This is a genomic window from Mesorhizobium sp. B2-8-1 (assembly GCF_006440955.1).
Taxonomy (GTDB): Bacteria; Pseudomonadota; Alphaproteobacteria; order Rhizobiales; family Rhizobiaceae; genus Mesorhizobium.
The window spans coordinates 709,665-730,002 of the sequence record NZ_VFTX01000001.1; the positions used below are offsets into that span (position 1 = coordinate 709,665).

18 protein-coding genes are annotated in these 20,338 nt (G+C 63.3%); 5 read left to right on the top strand and 13 right to left on the bottom strand.

Translation table 11 applies throughout. The features are described from left to right. Positions 1-2: 2 nt before the first annotated feature. Complete coding sequence (gene pepN, locus FJ428_RS03385; protein WP_140878936.1) at positions 3-2,648, bottom strand: aminopeptidase N; 2,646 nt, start codon at positions 2,646-2,648, stop codon at positions 3-5. A gap of 281 nt (positions 2,649-2,929) precedes the next feature. Between pepN and FJ428_RS03390 the strand changes: the two genes are divergently transcribed. After that, on the top strand, positions 2,930-3,832 hold the full coding sequence (locus FJ428_RS03390; protein ID WP_224519195.1) for a DMT family transporter: 903 nt from the start codon (positions 2,930-2,932) through the stop codon (positions 3,830-3,832). A gap of 9 nt (positions 3,833-3,841) precedes the next feature. Here the strand turns inward: FJ428_RS03390 and FJ428_RS03395 are convergent, their stop codons facing one another. From FJ428_RS03395 to FJ428_RS03405, 3 genes are all read right to left on the bottom strand, one after another. Then, positions 3,842-4,645 (bottom strand): helix-turn-helix transcriptional regulator, encoded by an 804-nt coding sequence (locus FJ428_RS03395; protein WP_140517980.1) that lies wholly within the window; start codon positions 4,643-4,645, stop codon positions 3,842-3,844. Positions 4,646-4,693: 48 nt separating this feature from the next. Further along, positions 4,694-5,566 carry a uracil-DNA glycosylase gene (locus tag FJ428_RS03400; RefSeq protein ID WP_140520708.1) on the bottom strand — a complete coding sequence of 291 codons (873 nt, stop codon included), beginning with the start codon at positions 5,564-5,566 and terminating at the stop codon, positions 4,694-4,696. Positions 5,567-5,675: 109 nt separating this feature from the next. Continuing rightward, a complete protein-coding gene (locus FJ428_RS03405; protein WP_140517982.1) occupies positions 5,676-6,320 on the bottom strand; it encodes a hypothetical protein in 645 nt (214 codons plus the stop codon). Between the two features lie 220 nt (positions 6,321-6,540). On the opposite strand from FJ428_RS03405, the gene FJ428_RS03410 reads away from it, so the two are divergent. Both FJ428_RS03410 and FJ428_RS03415 read left to right on the top strand, forming a co-directional pair. After that, positions 6,541-8,220 (top strand): electron transfer flavoprotein-ubiquinone oxidoreductase, encoded by a 1,680-nt coding sequence (locus FJ428_RS03410; RefSeq protein ID WP_140878938.1) that lies wholly within the window; start codon positions 6,541-6,543, stop codon positions 8,218-8,220. Between the two features lie 138 nt (positions 8,221-8,358). Beyond that, positions 8,359-8,952, top strand: coding sequence for a DUF922 domain-containing protein (locus FJ428_RS03415; protein ID WP_140878939.1), 594 nt, complete (start codon positions 8,359-8,361; stop codon positions 8,950-8,952). Positions 8,953-8,965: 13 nt separating this feature from the next. On the opposite strand, the gene FJ428_RS03420 is transcribed toward FJ428_RS03415, so the two are convergent. The 5 genes from FJ428_RS03420 to FJ428_RS03435 all read right to left on the bottom strand — a co-directional run bounded on the left by FJ428_RS03420 (position 8,966) and on the right by FJ428_RS03435 (position 12,653). Continuing rightward, positions 8,966-9,994: an endonuclease/exonuclease/phosphatase family protein gene (locus FJ428_RS03420; RefSeq protein WP_140559446.1), complete on the bottom strand. Its 1,029-nt coding sequence runs from the start codon at positions 9,992-9,994 to the stop codon at positions 8,966-8,968. Between the two features lie 141 nt (positions 9,995-10,135). Then, positions 10,136-11,596, bottom strand: coding sequence for an AMP nucleosidase (locus FJ428_RS03425; RefSeq protein WP_224519193.1), 1,461 nt, complete (start codon positions 11,594-11,596; stop codon positions 10,136-10,138). 101 nt (positions 11,597-11,697) lie between these two features. Next, the gene (locus tag FJ428_RS03430; protein ID WP_140494649.1) at positions 11,698-11,892 is read right to left on the bottom strand and encodes a hypothetical protein; all 195 of its coding nucleotides are present in this window, start codon (positions 11,890-11,892) and stop codon (positions 11,698-11,700) included. A 53-nt stretch (positions 11,893-11,945) separates the two neighbouring features. Then, complete coding sequence (locus FJ428_RS30180; protein ID WP_181167195.1) at positions 11,946-12,104, bottom strand: hypothetical protein; 159 nt, start codon at positions 12,102-12,104, stop codon at positions 11,946-11,948. A gap of 207 nt (positions 12,105-12,311) precedes the next feature. Then, positions 12,312-12,653 (bottom strand): DUF2147 domain-containing protein, encoded by a 342-nt coding sequence (locus tag FJ428_RS03435; protein WP_140555823.1) that lies wholly within the window; start codon positions 12,651-12,653, stop codon positions 12,312-12,314. 445 nt (positions 12,654-13,098) lie between these two features. Here FJ428_RS03435 and FJ428_RS03440 point away from each other — a divergent pair, with 445 nt between their 5' ends. Together FJ428_RS03440 and FJ428_RS03445 are read left to right on the top strand one after the other, a co-directional pair. Beyond that, on the top strand, positions 13,099-13,365 hold the full coding sequence (locus FJ428_RS03440; protein WP_010915070.1) for a sel1 repeat family protein: 267 nt from the start codon (positions 13,099-13,101) through the stop codon (positions 13,363-13,365). A 399-nt stretch (positions 13,366-13,764) separates the two neighbouring features. Continuing rightward, the gene (locus tag FJ428_RS03445; protein WP_140494645.1) at positions 13,765-14,886 is read left to right on the top strand and encodes a branched-chain amino acid ABC transporter substrate-binding protein; all 1,122 of its coding nucleotides are present in this window, start codon (positions 13,765-13,767) and stop codon (positions 14,884-14,886) included. Positions 14,887-15,039: 153 nt separating this feature from the next. On the opposite strand, the gene FJ428_RS03450 is transcribed toward FJ428_RS03445, so the two are convergent. Genes FJ428_RS03450 through FJ428_RS03465 form a run of 4 tightly spaced genes read right to left on the bottom strand, consistent with a single transcriptional unit; the run spans position 15,040 to position 20,320 of the window. After that, the gene (locus FJ428_RS03450) at positions 15,040-17,001 is read right to left on the bottom strand and encodes an acetyl/propionyl/methylcrotonyl-CoA carboxylase subunit alpha (protein ID WP_140559448.1); all 1,962 of its coding nucleotides are present in this window, start codon (positions 16,999-17,001) and stop codon (positions 15,040-15,042) included. Further along, positions 16,983-17,546, bottom strand: coding sequence for an O-acetyl-ADP-ribose deacetylase (locus FJ428_RS03455; protein WP_140517990.1), 564 nt, complete (start codon positions 17,544-17,546; stop codon positions 16,983-16,985). Before FJ428_RS03455 ends, FJ428_RS03450 begins: the two co-directional genes overlap by 19 nt. Before the next feature lies 1 nt (position 17,547). Next, positions 17,548-19,155 carry a carboxyl transferase domain-containing protein gene (locus FJ428_RS03460; protein ID WP_140517991.1) on the bottom strand — a complete coding sequence of 536 codons (1,608 nt, stop codon included), beginning with the start codon at positions 19,153-19,155 and terminating at the stop codon, positions 17,548-17,550. A gap of 1 nt (position 19,156) precedes the next feature. Then, positions 19,157-20,320, bottom strand: a complete 1,164-nt coding sequence (locus FJ428_RS03465) for an isovaleryl-CoA dehydrogenase (RefSeq protein ID WP_140559449.1) — start codon at positions 20,318-20,320, stop codon at positions 19,157-19,159. Positions 20,321-20,338: the final 18 nt, after the last annotated feature.

The window sequence follows — 20,338 nt, forward strand, 5'->3', positions numbered from 1 at the left end:
GCTCACGCCAGCGTACGCTCGACGATATCGCTTAAATCCGCCGACAGGTTTTCGGCATTGGCAATCGAAAGCAGCGCTTCCCTGGCCTTGGCCTGCCGGCCAGGTTCGAGCGAACGCCACGACCGGAGCGCCGTTGCCAACCTTGCCGCCACCTGCGGATTGCGTTTTTCGACCTCGAGCACGGTCTGCGTGAAGAATCGGTAGCCTTCGCCGTCGGCGCGGTGGAATCCGGTCTGGTTGGCACTGGAGAATGTGCCGATCAACGAGCGCACCCGGTTCGGATTGGCCATCGAGAAGGCCGGATGCGTGGTCAGGGCGCGAACCGTCTCCACCGCCTGCGGACCGGGTACGCTGGCCTGAATCTGGAACCATTTGTCCATCACAAGCGGGTCGGACGCATATGTCGCTTCGAAAGCCGCCAGTGCCTTGTTTGCCTCCGGCGAACCATGGTGGCGGTGCGCGAGCACGGTCAGTGCCGCCGCGCGGTCAGTCATATTGGTGGCCGACCGGAAGTGCTCCGCCGCAAGCCCGGCGCCATCTGACAGCAGCGAGAGATAATCGAGCATGACGTTGCGCAGCGCCCGCCGTCCGGCGGAAGCTGCGTCCGGGCTGAACGGGCCGGCGTCGGCAAGCCGCTCGTAGAGGCCGGCGAACGCGTCGCGGTTAGCCCTGGCGATTGCCAGCGCCAGCGCCTCGCGCGCAGCGAAGATGGCGTTGGGTTCGATGTTTTTGCCGATGTCGCGCGCTATGTCGGTCTCGCCCGGAAGCGAAAGCGCCAGCGCCCGGTAGGCCGGCTCCAGCGTCTCGTCGCTCGCGATCCTGCCGGCAAGCTCGGTCAGCCGCGCGGTGAAGCCAGGCTCGGCGCCGTCGAGAATCTGGCGGAAGGCCAAGATCAATGCATCCGTAAGCAGCGTGTTGAAGGTCTGCCAGCGCGAGAAGCTGTCGCTGTCGTGGCCGGCAAGGAAGAATTGGTCATCGGTCTTCTGCTCGACGGCAAGCGTTATCGGCGCCGAGAAGCCACGGTTCAGCGAAACCGCCGGACGCTCGGCGACGCCTGAGAAGCGCACCACATGCCGGCGCTTGCGGATGTGGATGATGCCGTCCTCGACGCTGGCGCCGTCGACCGTGTCATAGGCGACCGGCTCGCCACCGGCGCCAATCAGACCGAAGGCGAGCGGTATGTGCATCAGTCGTTTGCGGCTTTCCGACGGGGTCGGCGGCACCGATTGCTCGATTTCCAGAGTGAATTCCCGCTCCGCCCGGTTATAGGTCGAGCTCACCGCCAGGTTAGGGGTGCCGGCCTGATGGTACCAGAGCGCGAATTGCGACAAGTCGCGGCCGGACACCTCCTCGAACACTGCCAGGAAATCCTCGATCGTCGCCGCCGTGCCGTCGTGCCGCTCGAAATAGAGGTCCATGCCGGCGCGAAAGCTATCAGGCCCGAGGATGGTACGGATCATGCGCACCACCTCCGAGCCTTTTTCGTAGACGGTCGCCGTGTAGAAATTATTGATCTCGCGATAGCGGCGCGGCCTGACCGGATGCGCCAGCGGCCCCTGGTCCTCGGGGAATTGATGCGCGCGCAGCGTGCGTACCTCGGCGATGCGCTTGACCGCACGCGAACGTTGGTCGGCGGAGAATTCGTGGTCGCGATAAACGGTCAGCCCTTCCTTCAGGCAAAGCTGGAACCAGTCGCGGCAAGTGATTCTGTTGCCTGTCCAATTGTGGAAATACTCATGCGCGATGATCGCCTCGATATTGGCGAAATCGGCGTCCGTCGCGGTCTCCCGGTCGGCCAGCACGTATTTGTCGTTGAAGACGTTGAGGCCCTTGTTCTCCATCGCCCCCATGTTGAAGTCGGACACGGCGACGATGTTGAAGACATCGAGGTCGTATTCGCGGCCGAATGCCTCCTCGTCCCATTGCATCGATCGCTTCAAGGCATCCATGGCGTAGCCGGCGAGCTTCTCCTTGCCGGGCTCGACATAGATGCCGAGCTCGACCGTGCGGCCGGACATGGTGACGAAACTGTCGGCGACCCGGCCGAGATTGCCGGCGACCAGCGCGAACAGATACGATGGCTTGGGGAAGGGATCGTGCCAAATGGCATAGTGCCAGCCATCGCCGAGATCGCCCTTGTCGACCCGGTTTCCGTTGGACAGAAGCAGCGGCGCCTCGTCGCGGCGGGCTTCGATTCGCACGGTGTAGACGGAAAGGATGTCGGGGCGGTCGAGGAAATAGGTGATGCGGCGGAAGCCCTCTGCTTCGCATTGCGTGCAATAGACGTTGCTTGAGCGGTAGAGGCCCATCAGCGCTTCATTGCCCGACGGCGCCAGCTCGGTCTCGATCGACAGCCGAAAGCGATGCGCCGCCGGGGGCCTGAGGATGGTCAGTCGGTCGGGCGTCACGGCAAAATCCGTCGGCTTGGCTTTCCTGCCGTCGATCTCGACGCGCCTGAGCGTCAGCCCGTCGCCATCCAGCACAAGCGGCGTAGAGGCCGCGACGCCATCCCGGCGCTCGACGGTCAAAATTGCCGTGACGATCGTCGCGCCTGGCGAAAGACGGAATTCAAGGTTCGTTTCCGGAATGAGATAGTCGCTGGGGCGATAGTCTTCGAGTTTGAAGACCTGGCCAGTGTCGGTGCGCATTCCTTGGTTCCTGTCTTTCCGGGCCTGTCCTGCCCGTCCAAAATTTTGAAGTCCGCGCTCTTTACACGAACCGGCGGCTCGACAAAACTGCGACAAGGTCTATTCAGACCTTCCTTCCAGCATCGCGAGGCAGTCATGGCCGCCGTCTACGACGTCAGGCATATCGAGAGACCGGCAACGCCGGCGCGCACCTGGGCAACCACGCGGGAAGCGGCGGGAGCGTGACAGCAGGCCGCGACAACAGTGACAATACCGTAGGGCACAACACGCTCACCGGCATTATGCTGAAGATCGTCTCGGTGGCGGTCTTCGTCGGCATGTCGACCTGCATCAAGGCGGCGGGCACTGTGCCGGCGGGACAGATCGTCTTCTTCCGCTCCTTCTTCGCTATCTTTCCGATCATTGCCTTTCTGGCTTTCAAGGGAAATCTCGGCACGGCTTTCAGTACGAGCCGTCCGTTCAACCACATCGCGCGCGGCGTCGTCGGCGTCTGCGCCATGGGGCTCGGCTTCTTCGCGCTGACGCGGTTGCCGCTGCCAGAAGCAATCACGCTGAATTACGCCCAGCCACTGTTGGTGGTGGTGTTCAGCTCGATTTTCCTCGGCGAAGCCATTCGTGTCTATCGCTGGAGCGCGGTCGCCGTCGGCCTCGTCGGTGTGCTGATCATCTCCTGGCCGGAGCTGACGCTCCTGAGTTCCGGCGAGGCGCTCGACGACCAGGAGGTGCTCGGCGTCATCGCCGCATTGATAGCGGCGGCGATTTCGGCCGTCGCCATGCTGCTCGTGCGCAATCTCGTGCAAAGCGAGCGCACCGCCACGATCGTGCTTTGGTTTTCGGTCACCGCGAGCGTCATGGCGCTGCTGTCGCTGTCGTTTGGGTGGCAGGCGCTGACGCCGGGGCAGGCGGTCCTTCTTGTCGCCGCCGGCTTCTGCGGCGGCCTTGGCCAGATCCTGATGACCTCGGCTTACCGCCATGCCGAGGCATCGGTGGTGGCGCCGTTCGAATACACCTCGATGATCCTCGGCGTCTTGGTCGGCTATCTCGTCTTCGGCGATGTCGCCACGCTGAACACGCTGACCGGCGGTCTGATCGTCGTTGCCGCCGGCATCTTCATCATCTGGCGCGAACGTCAACTCGGCCTGGAACGCACCCGCACGCGCAAGGCCGCCCCGCCGCAGGAGTGATCAGCACCGTTAGGCCCGCTCTTTCGCCAATCTTACCAGCGCCGTCCGCGTCTGCTCGTCGGCCGGAAAGAAGGACTCGATCGCCAGCTCCGACAGCGTCACGTCCAGCGGCGTGCCGAACACGGTGATGGTGCTGATGAACGACAGCACCTGATCCCCATGGGCAAGCCGCAGCGGATGCACGATGCCGCTCGGCTCGACCCGCGCCGGCCGCCCACTCTTCAGGCCGGAGGGATAACCGCGCAACTCACGCTCCAGTTCGATCAGCACCGGATCGCCTGACGCGTCGTTCTGGTGCTTCAGGCGTTCCAGCAGGTGCGCCCGCCACTCCGCGAGATTGACGATGCGCGGCGCGACACCTCCAGGGTGCAGGCTGAGCCGCAGCACGTTGACTGGCGGCTTGAGCAGCGAGGGCTCGGAAACGTCGGCCAGGAACGGCCCAATGGCAGTGTTTGCCGAAACGAGGTTCCAGTGCCGGTCCACCGCGAGCGCCGGGAACGGCTCGTGCCCTCGAAGCACCGTCTCGACCGCCGCCATGGCCGGTGCCAGCGAAATGTCGGTCAGCGGCCTTTCGCTGAAGCTCGGCGCAAATCCCGCCGCCAGCAAGAGCTGGTTGCGCTGGCGAAGCGGGATCGAAAGCTGCTCGGCCAGGTGTAGCACCATGTCGCGCGACGGCGCGGCCCGCCCGCTCTCGACGAAGCTCAGATGCCGCTGCGAGATATCGGCTTCCGTGGCGAGGTCGAGCTGGCTCATCCGGCGTCGCGTGCGCCATTCACGGATGAGGCTGCCGGCGGAGGTTTGAGGAGATATCATGAGGGCATGGTTAGGGCGACGGCAGGCGCATTTCAATTACCCGCGAGGTCATGGAGAGGTGAGCGCTCTTAGCTTCGCCTTCACCTCGAGAAAATCCCGCCAAGCCAGCTTCTTGTGCGCCGGCGTCCTCAATAGATAGGCCGGGTGCAGCGTCGGCATCGCCGGAATAACGACGCCGGACGCTGTCGTGTGGGCGCGCCAGTTGCCGCGCAGCCGCAAGATGCCTTCGCTCGTATTCAGAAGGGTTTTGGCCGAGGGCCCGCCGAGATTGACCAGCACCTTCGGCTTGACCAGTTCGATCTGCCTTTCGATGAACGGCCGGCAGATCTCGGTTTCGTGCGGCGTCGGCGTGCGGTTTCCCGGCGGCCGCCAGGGGATGACATTGGCGATGTAGACGGATGTCCGGTCTAGCCCGATCGCGGCCAACATGCGGTCGAGCAGCCGGCCGGAGCGGCCGACGAAGGGCAGGCCTTCTATATCCTCGTCACGGCCGGGCGCCTCGCCGACCAGCATCACCGATGCATCCGGGTTGCCGTCGGCAAAGACCAGGTTCTTGGCGGTGAACTTCAGGTTGCAGCCGTCAAAAGTCGACATGTGCTGGCGAAGCTCGTCCAGCGTCGAGGCAGCCGAGGCCAATTCACGCGCCAGCGCCGCCTGCGCCTCGTCGGGTACCGCCGAAATGGGCGGGCGCGCCGGCGGAGCGTTAGGCACGGCGCTCGCATCGAGACGCGGTTGGGCGGGCCGCTCCGGTGCTCTGCTATCGCTCGGCGCGGCAGCCGGCATCCGCTCCGCCGGCTTGGGCGCGGCTTCCGCGAAGCGGTTCACCGGCGCGTCCTCCAACGCCTCGTCGACGCCCGCGCTGGCATAGAAGGCGAGCAGCTCGGCGATATCAGGTCGGCTGTTTGGGGAAGCGGCAGTCATGGCGCCACCATCGTTCGACTGGTCGCATATTGCAAGTTGGTGATTGGGGACATTGGCACAACCGGGCAATGACGGCCTGTCTGTGGCAGCGTCATACGCTCACCGCAACCTAACCCGTCGGTATGCGCGGGTCCTGCACCAGATAAAAGGTCCAGCGCGGCGTATAGTCGGTGATCAGGAATTCGAACCTGGCGGTCTTTAGCGGGTCGACCTTGCCGTTCTTGAACAGCAGACGGTCATACGGTTCAAAATCGCGGTCGAAATCGGCAAAATTGCTCGACCAGATATTGTCAGGCGTCTTGTTGCGCTGGTCGAACGAAAGCCCGTCGCCGAAGACGCTCGGCTGATTCAGGACCTCCTGAAGCTCGAACTGGAATTCGATCCAGGCCTGGCCGCTGTTGTTGAGCACGTCCAAGCGCAAATACATGATGCCGTTGGCGAACTCGCCCGCCTTGCCGAACGCCTGGATCGGCTTGGTTGCACGGATGGTCAACGTCACCGGCGTCGCTGAATTCAGCTCTTCGGTGATGACGAGCGGATCGTCCTTGGTGCCGGTGCCGGAAGCGCCGGTGATTTCGAACCCGCCAAGCTCGTCGGAGAAGGAGTAGGCACCGGTGGCCCAGACCTTCACCTCGTCTGCAAAGGCATGGACCGGCGCCAGCAGGGGGAGGGCCGAAAGGAACGCCCGGCAGGCCCTGCCGGGCGTCGATGGGAAGCGCGTTGATGAGAAGCCGGCTGGCCCAGGAATGCGCATGGTGCGAAGTATGGCCGATAAGCAAGCCGTCGAACAATTAGAAACGTACGCGTTGCGGGCAGGCCGGCGCAAAACGGGTGTCCTTCGGCACGATGCGCGACTTTTTGGCCAAATCCGCGTTGTCACAGACGCGCCGGTTTCCTGTCGCGACTTGATGCGCTATGCAGCGCATGAGCCAGCAAGATACGCGCAATAGCGACAAGCCAGTGCGGAGGGGTTGATGAGCGATATCGAACGCGAAAGCATGGAATTCGACGTGGTGATCGTCGGTGCGGGCCCGGCCGGCCTCGCCGCCGCCATCCGCCTGAAGCAAGTCAATCCCGAGCTTTCCGTGGTCGTGCTGGAAAAGGGCGGTGAGGTTGGCGCCCACATCTTGTCAGGCGCCGTCGTCGATCCGATCGGCATCGACCGGTTGCTGCCGGGCTGGCGCGACGAACAAGACCATCCATTCAAAACGCCGGTCACGGCGGACCATTTCCTGGTGCTTGGCCCCGCCGGCTCTTTCCGCCTGCCCAACATGATGATGCCGCCTCTGATGAACAATCACGGCAACTACATCGTCTCGCTTGGCAATGTCTGCCGCTGGCTGGCCGCCAAGGCCGAGGCGCTCGGCGTGGAAATCTATCCGGGGTTCGCCGCGGCCGGCCTGCTCTATAACGAGGAAGGCGCCGTCACCGGTGTTGTCACCGGCGACATGGGCGTCGAAAAGGATGGCACACACGGCCCGGGTTTCGCGCCGGGCATGGCGCTGATGGGCAAATATGTGCTGATCGGAGAGGGCGCGCGCGGCTCGCTCGCCAAGCAGTTGATCGCCAGGTTCAGGCTTTCCGATGGCCGCGAGCCGGGCAAATACGGCATCGGCCTCAAGGAACTGTGGCAGGTCAAGCCGGAGAAGCACAGGCCGGGTCTCGTCCAGCACTCCTTCGGCTGGCCGCTCGATCTCAAGACCGGCGGCGGCTCTTTCCTCTATCATCTGGACGACAATCAGGTGGCGGTGGGCTTCGTCGTCCACCTCAATTACAAGAACCCCTGGCTGTCGCCGTTCGAGGAGTTCCAGCGCTTCAAGACCCACCCGGCGATCAGCGGTACTTTCGAGGGCGCCAGGCGGTTGGGCTATGGCGCGCGCGCGATTACCGAAGGCGGCTGGCAGTCGGTGCCGAAACTGTGCTTCCCGGGTGGCGCGTTGATGGGCTGCGCCGCCGGCCTCGTAAACGTCCCGCGCATCAAGGGCTCGCACAATGCCGTGTTGTCGGGAATGCTGGCGGCCGAGCATGTCGCCGAGGCAATCGCCGCCGGCCGCGCCAATGACGAGCTCTCCGCTTACGAAGCCGCGTGGCGGGCGACAGACATCGGCAAGGATCTGAAGAAGGTGCGCAACGTCAAGCCGCTGTGGTCGCGCTTCGGCACCATCGCCGGCGTCGCCATCGGCGGCCTGGACATGTGGCTGAACACTTTGTTCGGCTTCTCGCCCTTCGGCACGCTGAAGCATGGCAAGGCCGACTATGCCACGCTAGAGCCTGCCGCGAAGCACAAGAAAATAGACTATCCCAAGGCCGATGGCGTGCTGACCTTCGACCGCTTGTCCTCGGTGTTCCTGTCCAACACCAACCATGAGGAAAACGAGCCGGTGCATCTGCTGGTGGCGGACATGGAGCTGCAGAAGCGTTCCGAGCATGACGTCTTTGCCGGACCTTCGACGCGCTACTGCCCTGCAGGCGTCTACGAATGGGTCGACAAGGACGGCAATGCCGCTGCCGATCCGGCGGCCAAGGACGTGCGCTTCGTCATCAACGCGCAGAACTGCGTCCACTGCAAGACCTGCGACATCAAGGATCCGAACCAGAATATCGACTGGGTGCCGCCGCAAGGTGGCGAAGGCCCAGTCTATCAGAACATGTGAGCCGTGCCGGGCCAAGCCGTCACGAAAACATGCGAGCGGCGGCGGACTTGTCTGTCGCCGTCGACCGCCTGCCTCGATCAAGCCCGTTGAAGCCTTCCGCCGAGTGTGGTCTGCTCGGCTCCGACAAAGGAGGCGGACATGCGCCTGACCAGCCCGACGATGCTCGCCATGGCCTTCATGCTGCTTTGCGCATCAGCCGCGTCGGCGGGCACAAAGCTCACCGTTCACATCCGCACCTATGATGTCGCTGGAAATACCGGAGCCGCCCTTGTCGAGGCAATGGACCGGCTGGGACCCAAGCACGGCTATATGGCGCGTGCCATCGCCGAAACCGGTTACGCCGTGCATTGGGATCTCGATATCGTCCGGAAGGATGGTGCCTGCCATCTGCGGCAGGCCAACGGGACGCTCAACCTGACCTACACTTTCCCGCGGCTCTCGTCGGCAAGCCCTGTCCTGCGCAAGCGTTGGGACCGTTTCATGATCGGCGTTCGCAAGCACGAGCAGACGCATGGCGGTATCGCGAGGCGGATGATGCGGGCCACCGAGACCGCGCTTGCCGGCCTGCGGCGCCCGGACAACTGGTTCTGCACCGGCACGCATCTCGAGGCGCGGCGCCGGATCAAGGCCATCTATGTCGAATACGAAGCCAAGCAGAACGCTTTCGATGCGCGCGAGCATCGCGGCGGCGGGCCTGTCGAGCACCTTGTCGAAGCGTTGACCAAACCCTGAGAATGCCGAAGCATCAACCGCGGGGATTGTTTTCAAGGTCGCTCGCCGCGAGCGCGCTCTCATGCTCGTCATGGGGCAGCCTGTCGTCGGGGCGAAGCGAGAACTCCACGAGTACGGGAAGATGGTCGGAGCCGGTATCTTCCAGTCGCGTTGACGACAGAATGGTCACGCCGCCCTTGCTGAACGCCTGGTCGATCGGGAGGCCTGCATAGCGGCGCAGGAAGTCGGGCAGCTTCCGGTGAATCCAGGTCGACCCGGCCGACGGCATGACCGTCAGTCCGCCGAGAGCGGCGACGCGCCGCACCGCGGCGCTCCATGGCACCGCGTTGCAATCGCCGGCCATGATGGCGGTTTGGCCGAGCGATGAAAGCTGCTCCGAGAGTTCGCCGATCTGCCAATACTGTTCCCGCGGCCACGGCCAGCTGAGATGGATGGCGGCGACGTCGGCGCTCCTGCCGCCGAAATCGATGGTCGCAACGGCCATTGCGCCCCGGCGCTCGCAATGTGGCGCGGTGCCGGCGAGAAAGGGCCGCCGCGAGAGCAGCGCGACGCCGAATACGCCGTTGGGATAGGGACAGAGGATCCGGTATGGATAGGCGCTGGCGATGTAGCCAAGCTCCGTCGCCCACATCGCCGACACCTCGTCCAGGGTGATGACGTCGGGATTGGTCCGGCCGATCAGTGACAGCACTTTTTTCGGCGTCGGGTTGTCGTAGCGCAGATTCATCTGCAGCAGGCTGTAGACTACCTGGTCGGTGGGTTTGGCGACCGCCTGAACCGGCCACGGCCGGGGCAAGGCGGTCGAAGCGGTGGCAAGAGCGGCCACGGCAAAAACCAGGGCCGCGGCCGCTTGCAGGCGAAACGATGTCGCCAGCAGCGGCAGCGCGCAAAGCGCCATCAGCACGGCGAGGTGAATGCGGAAATGCGAAAAGGAATCGAGCGCCGGGTGCAACGCGCCTAAGAAGCCGGCCACCAGCGCGACCGAGAGCGTCATCATCACGATGAATACCAGTGAAGCCGCCATGTCTCGACTGCGTTTCATCGGATCAGATCTGCATGAGTTGCCTGCGATGGTCCCCGCCCGGTTATCGGCAAAAATGCGGCTCAATCAAGATAGCGAATTGCCGGCAAGATGGCGAATCGCCGGCAAGACGGCGAATGGCTCTGGCGGCGCGCAGATCGGCTACTGGAAGGCCGTTTCCGAAAAACTTCTGAGCTTGCGCGAATGCAGCCGCTCCATCGGCATTTCCGAAAGCTTTTCCATCGCCCTGATGCCGATGGTGAGGTGCTGCGCCACCTGCCGCTTGTAGAATTCGGTCGCCATGCCGGGCAGCTTCAGTTCGCCATGCAGCGGCTTGTCGGAGACACACAAGAGCGTGCCGTAAGGCACGCGGAAGCGGAAGCCATTGGCCGCGATCGTTGCCGATTCCATGTCAAGTGCGATCGCCCTCGACTGCGAAAGCCGCTGCACCGGTCCGCGCTGGTCGCGCAGTTCCCAGTTGCGGTTGTCAATGGTGGCGACAGTGCCGGTGCGCATGATGCGCTTGAGATCGTACCCCGACAGGCCGGTGACTTCGGCCACCGCTTCCTGCAATGCCACCTGGATTTCGGCCAGCGGCGGGATCGGCACCCAGACTGGCAGGTCGTCGTCCAGCACGTGATCCTCGCGCACATAGGCATGCGCCAGCACATAATCGCCCAGCGCCTGCGTATTGCGCAGGCCCGCGCAGTGGCCGAGCATCACCCAAGCATGAGGCCTTAGCACAGCGATATGATCGGTGATCGTCTTGGCGTTGGAGGGTCCGACACCGATATTGACCATGGTGATCCCGCCATGGTTCGGCTTCTTCAAGTGGTAGGCCGGCATCTGCGGCAGGCGCTGCGGCGCCACCCCTTCGCTCGGGGCGCTCTGCCCGGCTTTGGTGACCACGTTGCCCGGTTCGATGAATTCGGCATATCCGCCGCCGCCATCCTCCATCAGGTCACGGGCGCGCGCCACGAACTCGTCGATATAGAACTGATAGTTGGTGAACAGCACGAAATTCTGGAAATGCTGCGGCGTGGTCGCGGTATAGTGCGACAGGCGGTGGAGCGAATAGTCGATCCGCTGCGCGGTGAAGGGCGCCAGCGGCCTTGGTTCTCCGAACGCCACTTCGAACGTGCCGTTGGCGATCTGGTCGTCTGTACCGTCGAGATCTGGCACGTCGAACAGGTCTCGGATAGGCCGCTGGATACGCTCGGCCGCGGTTCCGTCGACATGGGTGCCTTCGAGAAAGGCGAAATGCAGCGGGATCGGCGTTGTCGATTCCGAGACCGTGACCGCGACCCCGTGGTTGCGCATGATCAGACGCAATTGCTCGACCAGATAGCTTTCGAACAGGCTCGGCTGGGTGATGGTGGTGGAAAAATGCCCCGGCGTCGGCATGTGGCCATAGGCTTGGCGCGAATCGATCTGGGTGAACGAGTTGGTCGTGACGCCGATCTCCGGGTAGAAGGCGCGGTAGCGCTTGCTGCTGTCGCCGCCGGCAGCAAGCGCCGCGAAGGAGTCGCGCAGGAACTTGGTGTTGCGGTCATAAAGGGCTTGCAACGCCGCGACGGCCTTTTCTGCGGTGTCGAAGCTTTGCCGGCCAAAAGGCTCGGGCATGACGACAGATTCGATGGCTTGGGGATAGATTCGCTTTTCCATGGCTCAATATAGAGATTTGGAAAGGCGGTTGGGAGGGGTGTCCCGATCGAAGGCGCAATTTATCCGCGCTGCAGGCTGACCAGCAGCACGAAACCGACGCCCGACTTCTTCAGTGCTGGCGCGTCGATCGTGGAACCGGCATCGGCACGCATCATCGGTACGGCCAGGACCGGCGCGGCAAGAAACGCCAGGATGAGCGCCGCCCGCGGCAGAAGCCGAACGGTTTTGAAGAGGTTGGCGGCGATGCGGTTCATGGTCTTTGCTTTTCTTTCGAGGTCTTGGTTTGGTCAGGTCTTTGGTTTCTGTCTCAGGGGCGAAGGGTGGCCGGGCAGGCGAGGCGGCAGGTTCTGGAACTGGCCTCGTTCCAGGAACGGGCCGGACGGCCCGCTTCGGCGACGAGGATGGCGAAGAACATTCCAAACAGGCTCACCAGCAGGCAGACGATGGTGAAGCGGCGGGCGAGCATTGGTCGTGTCTCCTTCAACACGCAGGAGAATGCCCGGGCACGACTGAACCGGCTCTGATGCCGACGTTCATCTGCCGTTCAAATTGGTTGATGGGTTTTGAGGCGGGGCTGGCTATAAGGAGCATGGCCGCCGGCACAGCATGCCAGGATCATGAAATGAAAACGGGGCCTGCCGGCCCCGTTTTCATGTCGCAAGGATGGGGTCGATCAGAGCTTGTGCCAGGTCTGGCTCTTGCAGATCAGCCCGCCGAGCACGCAGCCGCTCATTTTCAGCGAGGTGCCCGACAGTGTCGCCTTGCCGGAGTAGGTCTTGTCGTTTGCCGGGTCGGTTATGCTGCCGGCGTATTTGTTGTCGCCGGACGCCTTGAGCGAACCGATGGTCTTGCCGGCATATTTGCCGGACTTCAGCGTGATGGAAAATGAACCCGAGCCCCCGATGGCCGCGGTATCGCCGGCCTGCGTCTTCCAGTTTCCCTCGATCGGATCGGCCCAGGCCACACCGGTCAGGATCAAAGTGGCCGCCAGGGCCAGGCTTGCTTTTCGAAACATCTTTCCTCCCTTGGATACCCGGCAGGAGGCTCCGCCTCGCCGGTCTGCCGCTTACGCAAACGTAAGCTAATCCAGCTCCCCGCAAAACAAAAGCGGTGCCGCAGCGGAAGCTTTGGCAATTCAGAAGCGCCGACGGAAGCAATGTCGGCAGGGAAATGAATGTATGCATGCGCGGCGTTTGTTTCGCGTGGTTAGCGGAGTGTTGATTCCGCTCGCGAAAATTTTCGTCAAATTTGGCGCTATCCGGCTGAATCGCTGGCTTTGTATCCTTAACGAATTTCCACGTTTACCTATTGTTTTAGCTTTGTTTTCCTCAAATTAAGCACGCCATTTAACGACGGATTCAAGCCTGCGCGGCATTCTCGAAAGCATCGAAAGAGCAGCCCGGGCAGACAAACGGAGGCAGCTCTCGGGAGCCAGACAGGGCCGGAAGAGAGGATTGAAAATGGCACGTTTTGAAATGCTTGAAGCAGGCTTCGGCGCCATGGGGGCAACTGCCCAGGCCGACATTCTTTTCGAACTGGGGATGATGTATGCGACGGGCCGCGATTGCGAGACCGATGTCGTCGCCGCCCACAAATGGTTCAACATCGCCGCGATCAAGGGTTCGGCCCGCGCTGCGGAATTGCGTTCGGAACTGTCGGCTGCGATGTCGAAGGTCGAGATCGCCAAGGCGCTGCGCGAAGCCCGCGAATGGATGACGATGCACTGAATTTAGAGATAAGGCAGGGCGGCCTTCTGGTCCGCCAGGCAAGGACAAGGCCGCGGTAAGACGGCCACGCGACAAAACCAAGAACGCGGCACGCCCGACAGGGCCAGCGGCGCGGCGGCCATGATCCGGTTTTCGGAAAGATCAGGGCCAGCAGGAAGACAGGGAAGGCGAGTTGGGTTCGAGTGCGGGGGCGCTTGAGAAACAGCTCGACAGGCAAAGCCGCGACCGGCCGGAACAAGGCCGGCGCGGCTTTTGCCTTTTTGCTCCAGAGATGCTCCGCAGGCCTAATCGAGCGCCGCCAATGCGCCTAGACAGGCCACACGAAGGATGAAATTGTCCGGCCTCTCTGGAAGAAGCGTGGCCGGGGCGGCCGCGCGTGAGTGGAGGAGTCATACCGCAATGAAAAAATTAAGTATTTTGAACGCGGCCATCTTCGGCCTGATGATGAGCGCGCCGGTCGCCTATGCCGACGACATCACCTTTTCGGTGGTCGGTCCGATGACCGGACAGCTCGCCACCATTGGCGATCAGTTCAAGCAGGGCGCGCAGGCTGCCGCCGACGCGATCAATGCCGCCGGCGGTGTCGACGGTCGCCAGATCAAGCTCGATATCGAGGATGACCAGTGCGACCCGAAGCAGGCGGTTTCGGTCGCCAACCGTATCGTCGCCAATGGCGTCAAGTTCATCGACGGCCACGCTTGCTCGGGTTCGAGCATTCCGGCTTCCGCCGTCTATGCCGAAGCCGGTGCCCTGATGATGAGCCCGGCCTCCTCGAACCCGGTGCTGACCGACGCCGCAGCGAAGGCCGGCTGGCCGACGATCATGCGCCTCTATACGCGTGACGATGCGCAGGGTGCCTTCATCGGCCCCTGGATCGCGAAGAAGTATGCCGGCAAGAACGTCGTCATCCTGCATGACAAGAGTGCCTACGGTCAGGGCGTTGCCGATGCGGTCAAGGCCACGATGAATGCCGGCGGCCTGAAGGAAGTGGACTATGAAGGCATCAATGCCGGCGAAAAGGACTATTCGGCGCTCGTCACCAAGCTCAAGGACCTCAAGGCCGACGTTGTCTATTTCGGCGGTTACCACCCGGAGGCTGGCCTGATCCTGCGCCAGTCGGCGGAACAGGGCATCAAGTTCCAGCTGATCATGCCGGATTCGATAGCCTCGCCGGAATTCTGGCAGGTTGCCGGCCCGGCCGGCGAAGGGACCATGTTCGTCTTCCCGTCGGATCCTCAGGCAAAGCCGGAAGCCAAGGCAGCCGTCGAGAAGATCAAAGCCGGCGGTTTCGTGCCGGAAGGCTTCACGCTATTCTCCTACGCCACGATCCAGGCCTTTGCGGAAGGCATCAAGCGTGCCGGCAGCGATGATCCGGCCAAGGTCGCCGAGGCGCTGAAGAACGGGCAGCCAATCAGCACGGTTGTCGGCAATGTCACCTTCGACGAGAAGGGCGACCTCAAGAACGCCAGCTACGACATCAACCAGTGGCACGACGGCAAGTATGCGCCGATCCAGCCGTAATCGCTGCCTATATCGATGAAATGGCCGGGCTCGTCCCGGCCATTTCATTTCTGCCTGTGTGTCTTGCCATGGACATATAACGGCGGTCGACATTCTACGGCGCCTCTCTCTGTCCGGCAGGACAGGGACGCTTGGCATCCGGCAGCGAGGCTGTCAGCCTTGCATATCCTCGAACCGCACCAGCACAGTGCCGTCGGTAACCTGCGCGCCCTCGGTGGCGATCTCGGCGATCACGCCATCATGCGGCGCGGCGATGGTGTGCTCCATCTTCATCGCCTCGAGAATAAGCAGCGGTTGCCCCTTCATCACCGTATCGCCCTTTGTCGCCCGCACAAGCTTGACCAGTCCCGGCATCGGCGCGCGCAAACTGCCTGACGCCGCCGCCGCATCATCGCCTCTGGCCAACGGGTCCGGCACCGCGAACGTATAGCCGGCCGCGCCTTCGAATATCGTGATGTGGCCTGGCCAGCGGGCGAGGCGAGGAACGGCGCGAAGGTCATGCGAATTGGCGCTGTCATAGGGTGCATGGAGCGTCACCTGGGAACGCCGGTCTGGTCGTACCGAAACCCTTGCCAGAATATCGTCCTCGCCAAACTTCAGCCGGATCTGTCGTGCCATGCCATGGAAATGCGTGTAGCCGGCAAGTGACGACCATGGATCATCCGATGCCGGCAGCGCGCCCGCCCCGGAGGCCGCTATGGCCGCGGCCGCGACCGTTTCGCCGCTCGGCGGCGCAATCTCGGTCAGCGCCTGCTGGTGGCGGCCTATCAGGCCGGTATCGACGTCGCCCGCCGAAAAGTCCGGATCGGTCACCAGCGCGGCGAGGAAGGCGGTATTGACGATCGAACCGGCGACTTCGGTTCGCGCAAGCGCCGCGCCGAGTGCCTCCAGCGCAGCCGGCCTGTCCCCGCCATGCACCACCAGCTTGGCGATCATCGGATCATAATAGGGAGAAATGGCGTCGCCGGCCCGCACCCCGGTTTCGACACGCATGGCGGCCCCTTGGGGAACCATGTCGGGAAATTTCAGATGATGCAGCGTGCCGGTCGCAGGCAGAAACTCCCTTGCGGCATCCTCGGCATAGAGGCGCGCCTCGAAGGCGTGGCCGGCTAGCTTTATCTCGCCTTGCGTTTTCGGCAGCTTCTCGCCGGATGCGACCCGCAACTGCCATTCTACCAGATCAGTGCCGGTGACCATCTCGGTGACCGGGTGCTCGACCTGCAACCTCGTGTTCATCTCCATGAACCAGAAGCGGTCAGGCGTCAGGCCTTGCGAGGCATCGACGATGAATTCGATGGTGCCGGCACCGCAGTAGCTGATCGCCTTGGCGGCCTTCACCGCCGCCTCGGTCATCGCCTTGCGTAACGCCTCCGTCATGCCGGGGGCGGGGGCTTCCTCGATAACCTTCTGATGGCGTCGCTGCACCGAGCAGTCGCGTTCGAACAGATGGACGGCATTGCCGAAATTGTCGCCGAAAACCTGCACCTCGATGTGGCGCGGTTTGTCGATATATTTTTCCACCAGTACACGGTCGTCGCCAAAAGCGGATTTCGCCTCGCGTCGTGCGCTCGACAGCGCTTCGGAAAACTCGTCGGGGTGCTCGATCCGGCGCATGCCCTTGCCACCGCCGCCGGCCCGCGCCTTGATCAGCACGGGGTAGCCGATTTCGCGTGCCTTGGAGGCCAGGACCACGATCTCCTGTGCCTCGCCATGGTAGCCCGGCACGACGGGCACGCCGGCCTTTTCCATCAGCCGTTTGGCGGCATCCTTCAGCCCCATGGCGCGGATAGAGGCCGCCGACGGGCCGATGAAGGTGAGCCCCGCGGCCGCCACCTGGTCGACGAAATCAGGATTTTCCGACAGGAAGCCATAGCCGGGATGAACGGCTTGCGAGCCTGTCGCCAAGGCGGCCGCGACGATCTTGTCGCCGCGCAGATAGCTGTCGCTGACAGGCGAGGCACCGATATGTACCGCCTCGTCGGCCATCTCGACATGCAGGGATTTCGCATCGGCATCGGAATAGACGGCAACCGTGCGCACCCCCATCCTGCGCGCCGTGCGGATCACCCGGCATGCGATCTCGCCTCGGTTGGCGATCAGGATCTTTGTGAACATGAAACCTCCGTAGACTGCGTTCGCCTCGAGGAAGCAACGGCCTCACGGTATAGTTCGGCCATTTGTTCGTCGAAGCAGCAGAAGATGACGGTCTGCGGCGTCGTATTTCCGCTCAAGAAGCTATTTACGGCGCCGACTGCAATTGCTGCCGCCTCATCCCTCGGATAGCGGTAGATGCCCGTCGAGATCGCCGGAAAGGCGACCGAGCGGCATTCCTTCTCGGCGGCGATTTCGAGCGAACGCCGATAGCAGGAGGCGAGCAACTCCGCCTCGCCCTTGCCGCCGCCCTGCCAGACTGGACCGACCGTATGGATGACGTAGCGGGCCGGCAGCCGATAGCCCTTGGTCAACTTTGCATCGCCGGTCTTGCAGCCGTTGAGCGTGCGGCATTCGGCGAGGAGTTCCGGCCCCGCCGCCCGGTGAATGGCGCCGTCGACCCCGCCGCCGCCGAGCAGCGAGGAATTGGCCGCGTTGACAATGGCGTCGACATCCAACTTGGTGATGTCGCCGACGTTAATGCGGATCCTGTCCTGCACCTCGCCCATTTCACATCCTGAACACGCCGAAGCGCGTTTCCTCGATCTCCGCGTTGAGCGCGGCCGAGAGGCTGAGCGCCAGCACCTCGCGCGTCTTGGCCGGATCGATGATGCCGTCGTCCCATAGCCTTGCGGAGGAATAGAGCGGGTGGCCTTCATGCTCGTATTTCATCAGGATCGGCTTCCTGAACTTCGCTTCTTCCTCAGCGCTCCATTCGCCGCCCTTGCGCTCGATACCCTCGCGCTTGACCATGGCCAGCACCGTCGCCGCCTGCTCGCCGCCCATCACCGAAATGCGGGCGTTCGGCCACATCCACAGGAAGCGGGGCGAGTAGGCGCGCCCGCACATGCCGTAGTTGCCGGCGCCGAACGAGCCGCCGATGATCACGGTGACCTTGGGCACGCGGGCGGTGGCGACTGCCATCACCAGCTTGGCGCCGTCCTTGGCGATGCCGCCTGCCTCATATTTGCGCCCCACCATGAAGCCGGTGATGTTCTGCAGGAACACCAGTGGAATCTTGCGTTGGCAGCACAGTTCGATGAAATGCGCGCCCTTCAGCGCGCTTTCGGAAAACAGCACGCCATTGTTGGCGATGATGCCGACCGGCATGCCGTGGAGATGGGCAAAGCCGGTGACGAGCGTGGTGCCGTAATTCTGCTTGAACTCATCGAACTCCGAACCGTCGACGAGGCGCGCGATCACCTCGCGCACGTCATAGGGCTGGCGCAGATCCGTCGGCACGATGCCGTAGATCTCATCTGCCGGATGAAGCGGCGGAATCGGTTTCTGGACGGCAAGGCTTACGGTCTTGTTCCGATTGAGGTTCTTGATGATGCGCCGGCAGATGGCCAGCGCATGCTCGTCGTCGAGCGCGTAGTGATCGGCGACGCCGGAGAGCCGTGTATGGACGTCGGCGCCGCCGAGATCCTCGGCGCTGACGTCCTCGCCGGTGGCGGCCTTCACCAGCGGGGGACCGCCGAGGAAGATGGTCGCCTGGTTGCGCACCATGATCGTCTCGTCCGACATTGCCGGCACATAGGCGCCGCCCGCCGTGCACGAACCCATGACGCAGGCGATCTGCGGGATGCCTGAGGCGGACATGTTGGCCTGGTTGTAGAATATGCGCCCGAAATGCTCGCGGTCGGGAAACACCTCGTCCTGGTTGGGCAGGTTGGCGCCGCCGCTGTCGACCAGGTAGACGCAAGGCAGATTGTTCTGCAGCGCGATCTCCTGCGCGCGCAGATGCTTCTTCACCGTCAGCGGGTAATAGGTGCCGCCCTTCACCGTGGCGTCATTGACGACGACCATCACTTCCGTGCCTTCGACGCGCCCGATACCGGCGATGATGCCGGCGGAGGGAATGTCCTCGCCATACATCGACCATGCGGCGAACTGGCCGATCTCAAGAAAGGGCGACCCGGTGTCGAGCAATTGCGCCAGCCGCTCGCGCGGCAGCAGCTTGCCGCGCGCGACGTGTCGCTCGCGCGCCTCTTCCGAGCCACCGCGCTCGACGCTCGCGGCCTTTTCGGCGATATCGCCGACCAGCGCCCGCATGCGTTCGGCATTGGTGTGGAAGGTATCGGAGGAAGGGGAGATCTGGGTCCGGAGGACGGCCATGCTATACCCCCTCCGCCATGATCTCGCGGCCGATCAGCCATCGCCGGATTTCGCTGGTGCCGGCACCGATTTCGTAGAGCTTGGCGTCGCGTAGCAGCCGGCCGGTCGGATAGTCGTTGATGTATCCGTTGCCACCCAGAAGCTGGAGTGCGTCAAGCGTCATCTGCGTTGCTTTTTCGGCGGCAAACAGAATGCAGCCTGCGGCGTCTTTGCGGGTGGTCTGGCCGCGGTCGCAGGCGGCGGCGACCGCGTAGACATAGGCGCGCGCGGCGTTCATCGTCGTGTACATGTCGGCGAGCTTGCCTTGCACCAACTGGAATTCCCCGATCGCCTGGCCGAACTGCTTGCGCTCATGCACATAGGGCACCGCGACGTCGAGACACGCGGCCATCAGGCCGATCGGGCCACCGGCCAGCACCGTGCGCTCATAGTCGAGACCAGACATCAGCACCTCGACGCCACACCCTTCCTCGTGCAGCACGTTGTCGAACGGCACCTCCACATTATCGAAAACCAGTTCGCCGGTGTTGGAGCCGCGCATGCCGAGCTTGTCGAGCTTTTGCGCGACCGAAAATCCGGCAAAGGCCTTTTCGACGATGAAGGCGGTGATACCGCGGGCATGGCGCTCCGGATCGGTCTTGGCATAGACCACCAGCGTCTCGGCGTCCGGGCCGTTGGTGATCCACATCTTGGTGCCGTTGAGCACGTACCGGTCGTTGCGCTTTTCGGCGCGCAGCTTGAGCGAGACGACGTCGGAGCCGGCGCCGGGCTCCGACATGGCTAGCGCGCCGACGCGCTCGCCCGAGCAAAGCGGCGGCAGGAATTTCTCCTTCTGCGCCGGCGTTGCCCAGCGGTTGATCTGGTTGACGCAGAGATTGGAGTGGGCGCCGTAGGACAGGCCGACCGAGGCCGAGGCCCTTGAGATCTCCTCGACCGCGATCACGTGGGCGAGGTAACCCATGCCGCCGCCGCCGAACTCCGGATCGGCGGTGATGCCGAGGAGGCCGAGATTGCCGAGTTCCGCCCACAGATGCGCCGGGAATTCGTTCGAGCGGTCGATTTCCGCCGCGATCGGCGCGATCCTGTCCTGGGCGAAGCGCCGCACCAGCTCGCGCAATGCCTCGATATCCTCGTCATGCCCGAAGCTGAGCGTGTTCGTGTACATCCGGTTCCTCCTGCCGCA

Coding starts and splice junctions, on each gene's coding strand:
- pepN (WP_140878936.1), bottom strand. CDS start 2,648: ATGCGCACCGACACTGGCCAGGTCTTCAAACTCGAAGACTATCGCCCC.
- FJ428_RS03390 (WP_224519195.1), top strand. CDS start 2,930: ATGCTGAAGATCGTCTCGGTGGCGGTCTTCGTCGGCATGTCGACCTGC.
- FJ428_RS03395 (WP_140517980.1), bottom strand. CDS start 4,645: ATGATATCTCCTCAAACCTCCGCCGGCAGCCTCATCCGTGAATGGCGC.
- FJ428_RS03400 (WP_140520708.1), bottom strand. CDS start 5,566: ATGACTGCCGCTTCCCCAAACAGCCGACCTGATATCGCCGAGCTGCTC.
- FJ428_RS03405 (WP_140517982.1), bottom strand. CDS start 6,320: ATGCGCATTCCTGGGCCAGCCGGCTTCTCATCAACGCGCTTCCCATCG.
- FJ428_RS03410 (WP_140878938.1), top strand. CDS start 6,541: ATGAGCGATATCGAACGCGAAAGCATGGAATTCGACGTGGTGATCGTC.
- FJ428_RS03415 (WP_140878939.1), top strand. CDS start 8,359: ATGCGCCTGACCAGCCCGACGATGCTCGCCATGGCCTTCATGCTGCTT.
- FJ428_RS03420 (WP_140559446.1), bottom strand. CDS start 9,994: ATGAAACGCAGTCGAGACATGGCGGCTTCACTGGTATTCATCGTGATG.
- FJ428_RS03425 (WP_224519193.1), bottom strand. CDS start 11,596: ATGCCCGAGCCTTTTGGCCGGCAAAGCTTCGACACCGCAGAAAAGGCC.
- FJ428_RS03430 (WP_140494649.1), bottom strand. CDS start 11,892: ATGAACCGCATCGCCGCCAACCTCTTCAAAACCGTTCGGCTTCTGCCG.
- FJ428_RS30180 (WP_181167195.1), bottom strand. CDS start 12,104: ATGCTCGCCCGCCGCTTCACCATCGTCTGCCTGCTGGTGAGCCTGTTT.
- FJ428_RS03435 (WP_140555823.1), bottom strand. CDS start 12,653: ATGTTTCGAAAAGCAAGCCTGGCCCTGGCGGCCACTTTGATCCTGACC.
- FJ428_RS03440 (WP_010915070.1), top strand. CDS start 13,099: ATGGCACGTTTTGAAATGCTTGAAGCAGGCTTCGGCGCCATGGGGGCA.
- FJ428_RS03445 (WP_140494645.1), top strand. CDS start 13,765: ATGAAAAAATTAAGTATTTTGAACGCGGCCATCTTCGGCCTGATGATG.
- FJ428_RS03450 (WP_140559448.1), bottom strand. CDS start 17,001: ATGTTCACAAAGATCCTGATCGCCAACCGAGGCGAGATCGCATGCCGG.
- FJ428_RS03455 (WP_140517990.1), bottom strand. CDS start 17,546: ATGGGCGAGGTGCAGGACAGGATCCGCATTAACGTCGGCGACATCACC.
- FJ428_RS03460 (WP_140517991.1), bottom strand. CDS start 19,155: ATGGCCGTCCTCCGGACCCAGATCTCCCCTTCCTCCGATACCTTCCAC.
- FJ428_RS03465 (WP_140559449.1), bottom strand. CDS start 20,320: ATGTACACGAACACGCTCAGCTTCGGGCATGACGAGGATATCGAGGCA.